The 6,519-nt window shown below is 74.4% G+C and carries 6 protein-coding genes; 1 reads left to right on the forward strand and 5 read right to left on the reverse strand.

Features of this window, described 5'->3' with window-relative positions; genetic code table 11:
• Window positions 1-33: 33 nt before the first annotated feature.
• From M1R94_RS02600 to M1R94_RS02615, 4 genes are read right to left on the reverse strand one after another with little or no spacing between them, the layout of a single operon-like run.
• Window positions 34-1,287 (reverse strand): sugar ABC transporter permease, encoded by a 1,254-nt coding sequence (locus M1R94_RS02600; RefSeq protein ID WP_249380108.1) that lies wholly within the window; start codon window positions 1,285-1,287, stop codon window positions 34-36.
• Entirely contained in the window at window positions 1,284-2,138 is an 855-nt protein-coding gene (locus tag M1R94_RS02605) for an ATP-binding cassette domain-containing protein (protein WP_249380109.1), read from the reverse strand. The genes M1R94_RS02600 and M1R94_RS02605 overlap by 4 nt, the downstream gene beginning before the upstream one ends.
• A complete protein-coding gene (locus M1R94_RS02610; protein WP_249380110.1) occupies window positions 2,135-3,238 on the reverse strand; it encodes a substrate-binding domain-containing protein in 1,104 nt (367 codons plus the stop codon). Before M1R94_RS02610 ends, M1R94_RS02605 begins: the two co-directional genes overlap by 4 nt.
• The gene (locus tag M1R94_RS02615; RefSeq protein ID WP_249380111.1) at window positions 3,235-4,428 is read right to left on the reverse strand and encodes an ROK family transcriptional regulator; all 1,194 of its coding nucleotides are present in this window, start codon (window positions 4,426-4,428) and stop codon (window positions 3,235-3,237) included. The genes M1R94_RS02610 and M1R94_RS02615 overlap by 4 nt, the downstream gene beginning before the upstream one ends.
• Window positions 4,429-4,652: 224 nt before the next feature.
• Here M1R94_RS02615 and M1R94_RS02620 point away from each other — a divergent pair, with 224 nt between their 5' ends.
• Window positions 4,653-5,921 carry an ABC transporter substrate-binding protein gene (locus M1R94_RS02620; protein WP_249380112.1) on the forward strand — a complete coding sequence of 423 codons (1,269 nt, stop codon included), beginning with the start codon at window positions 4,653-4,655 and terminating at the stop codon, window positions 5,919-5,921.
• A gap of 60 nt (window positions 5,922-5,981) precedes the next feature.
• On the opposite strand, the gene M1R94_RS02625 is transcribed toward M1R94_RS02620, so the two are convergent.
• Window positions 5,982-6,519: alpha-1,6-glucosidase domain-containing protein (locus M1R94_RS02625; RefSeq protein WP_249380113.1), on the reverse strand; the 538-nt coding region annotated here is incomplete at its 5' end.

A 6,519-nucleotide genomic window follows, 5' to 3' on the forward strand; every position in this document is an offset into this window, starting at 1 on the left:
GGCGACAGCCGGCCGCGGGGCCGGCACCCACCCTCAGCGTGGCGCGACGCCGGTCCGTCGCCGTCGGCCCAGCGAGTCGATCGTCACCGCGAGCGCGAGCACCACGCCGGTGACGATGTAGCGGATCGAGCTGTCCAGGTTGAGCAGCGTCAGCCCGCTCGCGATCGAGTGGATGACCAGCACGCCGAGCAGCGCCGACCAGGCCGAGCCGCGCCCGCCGAACAGGCTCGTGCCGCCGATCACCGCCGCGGCGATCGCCGTGAGGTTGAGGTCGGACCCTCCGGTGCCCTGGTTCGCGGCGGCGAGCCGACCCGCCGAGAGCACCCCGCCCAGCGCCGCGAGGGCCGCGCACGCCATGAAGCACGAGACGTACACCCGACGCACCGCGAGCCCGGCCCGTCGGGCGGAGTCGACGTTGCTCCCGATCGCCCGCACCGAGCGACCCCAGCGGGTACGCCGCAGCAGCAGGTCCGTCCCGGCGACGAGCCCCAGGAAGACCGCGAACATCGCACCGACCCCGCGGTTGAGGTTGAGGTAGGCGACCGGGGCGAGCAGCACCACCAGCAGGACCGCCGAGCGGACGACGATCGTCCCGACCGAGGCCGCGGCGAGCTCGGCGCTCTCGCGGCGCTGCTTCTCGACCACGCGCGACCCGGCGTACGCGAGCACGACGCCGGCGACGAGCGCGTAGGAGGCCACCGGGTGCAGGAAGGTCTGCTGGCTGAAGCGGACCAACCAGGACTCGTACGGGAGGTTGATCGACCCGGTCGAGCCGAGCACCCGGACCTGAAGGCCCAGCGCGACCAGCAGGCCGGCCAGGGTGATGACGAAGCTCGGGACTCCCAGCCGGGTGAACATCACCCCGTAGAGCGCCCCGACCGCCGCGCCGAGCACGACGGCCGCCCCGACCGCGACGGCGAGCGGCCATCCCTGCTGCACCGAGCCGACGGCGACCACCGCCGCCGCGAGCCCGCTCACCGCGCCGACCGACAGGTCGATCTGACCGACCAGCAGGACCAGCACGATGCCCAGGGCCACCACCCCGGTGGTGGCCGACTGCATGGTGAGGTTGACCAGGTTGTCGGGCGAGAGGAAGTTGCTGTTGAACGCCTGGAAGACCAGGGCCAGCACGATCAGCGCGACCACCACGGGCAGGGCACCGAGCTCACGCTGACCACCGGCGCCCCAGGGTGCTCCGCCGTGCCGCCAGCTCGAGGTCCCCCCCGCGGGCCGCTGGGCCGCTCCACCCGGCGCGGTCAGCGTGCCGGCGAGTCCGTGCGAGCTCATGAGGTCTCCCCTCGGGGGTGGCGGGGCTGCGCCGCCCGGGAGCCCCCGGACAGGGCGGGACTCGCCCCGGTGATCGCGGCGATGATGTCCTCGTAGCGGGCCGTGTCGGCGTCGAAGTCCCCGTTGAGCCGACCGCGCCGCAGCACCACGACCCGATCGGCCACGGCCTGCACGTCGGCCATGTTGTGGCTCACGAGCACCACCCCGTGCCCACGGTCACGCAGCCGCTCGACGAGGTTGAGGACCTCGGCCGTCTGGGTGACGCCCAGCGCTGCCGTCGGCTCGTCCAGGATCACCACCCGAGGCTCACCGAGCAGGGCGCGGGCGATCGCCACGGCCTGCCGCTGACCGCCGGACAGGGTCGCGACGGGCACCCGCACCGAGGGCACCCGGGCGGCGAGCTGGGCCAGCAGCCGCCACGCCTCACGCTCCATGGCGATCTCGTCGAGCACCGGGCCCCGGCGCACCTCGTGGCCGAGGAAGAGGTTCTCCACGACGTCGAGGTCGGCGCACAGCGCGAGGTCCTGGAACACCGTCGCGATGCCCAGCTGGCGGGCCACCGCGGGGCTGCCCAGCTGGACCGGGACGCCCTCGAGCATCACCTCCCCGGAGTCGGGGACCGTGACGCCCGACATCACCCCGACCAGGGTCGACTTGCCCGCGCCGTTGTCCCCCACCACCGCGACCACCTCGCGGGCGTGCACGTCCAGGTCGACGTCGACCAGGGCACGCACCGCGCCGAAGCTCTGCGAGACACCCCGCAGGGAGAGCACCGCGGGCGGACGGGCCGAGACGGGCGCCGTCCGCGGGGCCGGCCCGGTGGGGCGGGGGGAAGGGACGTGCGGGTTCATCGGTCCTCCGTCGTCTCGAGCAGTCCGACCCTGCGGCACGCTGCGGCGTAGGGCTCCACGCAGATCTCCTCGACGCTGTGCACGCCACCGCGGACGATGACGCTGGGGATGTCACCGAGGGTCACCGCGACCGGTGCGAGGAGCACGCTCGGGACGCCGTGCACGGTGGCGGTCGCTGCCGGGGTCTCCCCGCGGCCGACCCGCACCGCGAGCTCGGCGGCGGTGCGCGCCTGCTGGCTGATCGCCTTGTAGACGGTCATGTGCTGGTCCCCCGACACGATGCGCTGGACGGCGGCGAGCTCGGCGTCCTGCCCGGTGACCGGCGGCACCGGGTCCATCCCCGCGGCCCGCATCGCGGAGATCGCGCCCCCCGCGGTGCCGTCGTTGCCGGCGTACACGCCCACCACCCGTCCGGAGTACTCGGTGAGCTGCCCCTGGACCCACTCCTGGGCCTTGTCGGGGCTCCAGTCAGGCGTGTCGTACTCGGCGAGCACGGTCAGCCCCGACTCGTCGAGCGCGCGGCGCAGACCCGCCTTGAGGCCTGCGACGTTCGGGTCGGTGGCCGCCCCGTGGACCAGCAGCACGCCCTGGTCCACAGCGACGTCCGGCCCGACGGCGCGGACCAGCGCCTCGCCCTGCAGCTGACCGACCCGCGTGCTGTCGTAGGCCACGAAGTAGTCCAGGTCGACGTCGGCCACGAAGCGGTCGTAGGCGATCACCGCGACCCCGCGCTCCTTGGCGGCCACCACGATGCTCTGGGCCGCGGCGGCGTCGACCGCGCCGAGCACCAGCACCTGGGCCCCCTGGGTGAGCGCCGACTCGGCCTGCTGCTGCTGACGTGCGGCGTCCTGCCCGGCGTTGGCGTACAGCACCCGGCACCCCGGGCAGCGCTCGGCGACGACCTGCTCGAAGACCGGGCGGTCGATCCCCTCGTACCGGGCGGTCTTGGACTCGGGCAGCAGCAGGGCGATCGTGGGTCGCGTCCCGTCCTGCGGGCTCGCGGTGGGCTCACCGTCGCCCGTGCAGGCGCCGAGCAGGACGCCGACCACGAGGACCAGCGCGGCGACCACGACGGACCGGCGGTGCAGCGGACGCCTCATGATCGGACCACCCCCACGGGCATCGCCGAACCCACCTGGTAGGCGTCCAGCGCCAGCGCCAGCGCACCACGGACCTCGGCCTGGTCACCCAGCGCCGAGGCGGTGACGGCGACCGGACCCGCAGTGCTGGTCATGACCCGCGCGGCCAGCGCCACGTCGAGCGGGCGCAGCAGCAGCGCCCCGGCGTGCGCGAGCTCGCCCCCGACGACGACGAGCTCGGGGTCGACGATCGCGCAGACCGCCGCGATGGCGACTCCCAGGTGGGTGCCGGCGTCGGTGACCACCTCCCGGCAGGCCTCGTCGCCGTCCAGCGCGCGGGTGACGACGTCCCGCAGGGTCAGGTGCCCGTGGGTCGGCCGCAGCCGGGCGAGCAGCGCGGGGGCCCCGACGACGGTCTCGAGGCAGCCGCGACCGCCGCACCGGCACTCGAGGCCGTCGTCCACGACGGGGACGTGGCCGAGCTCACCGGCAGCGCCGCTGCGCCCGTGGAAGACACGACCGTCGAGCAGCAGCCCGGCACCGACCCCGTGGGCGACCCGCACGTAGACGGCGTTGCGCGCCCCCCGGGCCGCGCCGAGCCGGGCCTCGGCGAGCGTGCCGAGGTTGGCGTCGTTGTCGGTGTGCACCGGCAGCCCGAGGCGCCGACCGAGCACCTCGGGGACCACCACCCCGTCCCAGCCGCGCATCAGCCCGACGGCCGAGACCTGGCCGGTGCGGACGTCCACCGGCGCCGGCAGCCCCACACCGACCGCGAGGACCTCGGCGAGGGTCGAGTCCAGGGCGTCGACCATCTCCTCGATCATCAGGGCGGCCCGGTCGAGCCCGTCGTCGGCGCGGTGCTCGCGCGGCAGCGGCAGTCGCTGCTCGGCCACCACGTGGTGGGAGACGTCGGCCAGGGCGACCCGCAGCGACCGGTCGGCGAAGTGCACGCCTGCGACCAGGCCGACGGTGCGGGCCAGGGTGACCTGCAGCGCGCGGCGTCCGCTGCGCGAGGTCGGTGTGGTCCGGAGCACGCCGGCCAGGGCCAGCTCCTTGACGATGTTGGAGATGGTCGCGGGCGACAGGCCGGTGACCCCGGAGAGCTCGACCTGGGTGATGGACCCGCGTTGCTGCACCGCGCTCACGATCCGAGCCCTGTTGGCCTCACGCAGCGACGTCTGGGATCCCGGCGTCGCCCGGTCCTTGGCCACACCGGAGGATATCGCGCGCCACGCCCCCCGCGGTTCGCGACCCTCCCCGCGGCGGTCCCCGCACCCTTGACACCGCAGGTCGCTGAGCCTTGGATGGCGGCCAGGTGGCACCACGGGACCCCGACCTGCGCCACACTGGCGAGGCGGCCCCGTGCCGCCACGAGCCCCACGCCCCCGGTGGAACCGAGGTACCAGCGACGATGCGCACCAGGACGCGCCTGCGCGTGAGCACGCACGCCCTGATCACGATGACCCTGGGCGCACTCGTGCTGACGGCCTGCACCCCGGACCGCTCACCCGCCACCACGCCGACCCCGCCACCCGACCAGGTCGAGGTCTTCTCCTGGTGGGCCAGCGGGTCGGAGAAGCTCGCGCTGGACTCCCTGGTTGCGGAGTTCGCCGACCAGCACCCCGGGACGACCTTCGTCAACGGCGGGGTGGCCGGCGGCGCGGGGTCGGTCGCCAAGGACCTGCTGCGCTCGCGGATCGCTGCTGGCGACCCGCCCGACACCTTCCAGGTCCATGCGGGCGCAGAGCTCGCCGACCACGTGGCCGCGGGCCATCTCGAGGAGCTCACCGCCCTCTACACCCGGCTGGGACTGGACGGGGTCTTCTCGGCCGACCTCCTCGAGCAGGTGAGCGTCGACGGGGCGGTCTACGCGGTCCCGACCGCGATCCACCGGGCCAACGTGGTGTGGGCGAGCACGGCCGTCCTCGAGGCGGCCGGGCTCGACCCGGGCACCTCCTACACGAACCTCGACCAGTGGTTCGTCGCGCTCGAGGCGGTGGCCGCCACCGGACGCATCCCGCTGGCGCTGGGCTCGACGTGGACGCAGGTGCACCTCCTCGAGACCGTCCTCCTGGCGGACCTGGGTGCCGACGGCTACGTCGGGCTCTGGGACGGCAGCACCGACTGGGCCTCCCCCGAGGTCACCGCTGCGCTCGAGGACTTCGAGCGCCTCGTCGGCTACTCCGACCCGGGCCGGGACGGCCTCGACTGGCCCGACGCCGCCCAGCGGGTCATCGACGGCGACGCGGCGTTCACCGTGATGGGCGACTGGGCGCTGGCGCTCTTCCGTGAGTCTGGCCAGGCCGAGCGCGTGGACTACCGGTGGTTCCCGGTGCCGGGGACCGCCGGGACCTTCGACCTCGTGGTGGACGCGTTCACCCTGCCTGTGGGTGCTCGGCGGCCCGACGCGGCCGAGGCGTGGCTGGACACCGTCTCCTCGCTCTCGGCCCAGACGGCGTTCTCGACCACCAAGGGCTCGATACCGGCCCGCCTGGACGCCAACCCGGCGGTGTTCGAGACCTATCAGCGCTCCGCGCTGTCCGCGTACCAGGGTGGGGTCCTGGTGCCCTCGTTGGCGCACGGCTCGGCGGTCGCCCCCGCCGTCCTGGAGGAGATCAGCGCTGCCGTGTCCCTGTTCACCACCGGTGGTTCGACGGTCGCCGACCTGCAGGATGACCTCCGGCGCGCGGTCGCCCGGACATGACGGTGGGGTGCGCACCGCGGTGCGCACCCCACCGTCCACCCGTCGACGACGGTCCGCCCGTCAGGGGCGCAGGAACCCGAACAGGTGCCGCAGCAACGAGGAGAGCCACTCCCACAGCCAGCTCGGCCCCGGCCACGACCCCCCGCCCCCGGGAGCCTCCTGGTCGTCGACCAGCACGGTGACCGTGCGCGCGGGCACCGTCACCTCGCCGGTCGCGGCGTCCCATGCGGTCTGCCGGACCACCTCGTCGCTGCCCTGCTCAAGAACCTCCGAGAGGGTGTAGTCCGCTCCGGCGAGCCCGTCGACGCCGAGGGTGACCTCGGTGTCGGTGGCGTTGAACACCACCAGCATCCCGTCCAACGACCGGTCGACGTCGGGACCGACGGTGTCGTCGACGTGCATCATGATCACCCCGGGTACCGCGTCCGGCCCGCTGCCCGGGAAGGTGACCTTCTGCTCGATGAGCTCGGCGTCCCCCAGTCGGAACAGGTCGGTCGAGAACCGCAGGCGCAGCAGGTCGGCGGGGGGCGGCGGCGCCCCGCCGGCGGGGTCGGGCGCGGGCGTGTGCGGGGGGGGGGGCGGGAGGGGGGGCATGGGC

The organism is Actinotalea alkalitolerans (assembly GCF_023369855.1).
GTDB lineage: Bacteria > Actinomycetota > Actinomycetes > Actinomycetales > Cellulomonadaceae > Actinotalea.

Bases quoted from the DNA above. Each gene is read 5' to 3' on its own strand.
- M1R94_RS02610 (WP_249380110.1), bottom strand. From the start codon at position 3,238: ATGAGGCGTCCGCTGCACCGCCGGTCCGTCGTGGTCGCCGCGCTGGTC.
- M1R94_RS02600 (WP_249380108.1), bottom strand. From the start codon at position 1,287: ATGAGCTCGCACGGACTCGCCGGCACGCTGACCGCGCCGGGTGGAGCG.
- M1R94_RS02605 (WP_249380109.1), bottom strand. From the start codon at position 2,138: ATGAACCCGCACGTCCCTTCCCCCCGCCCCACCGGGCCGGCCCCGCGG.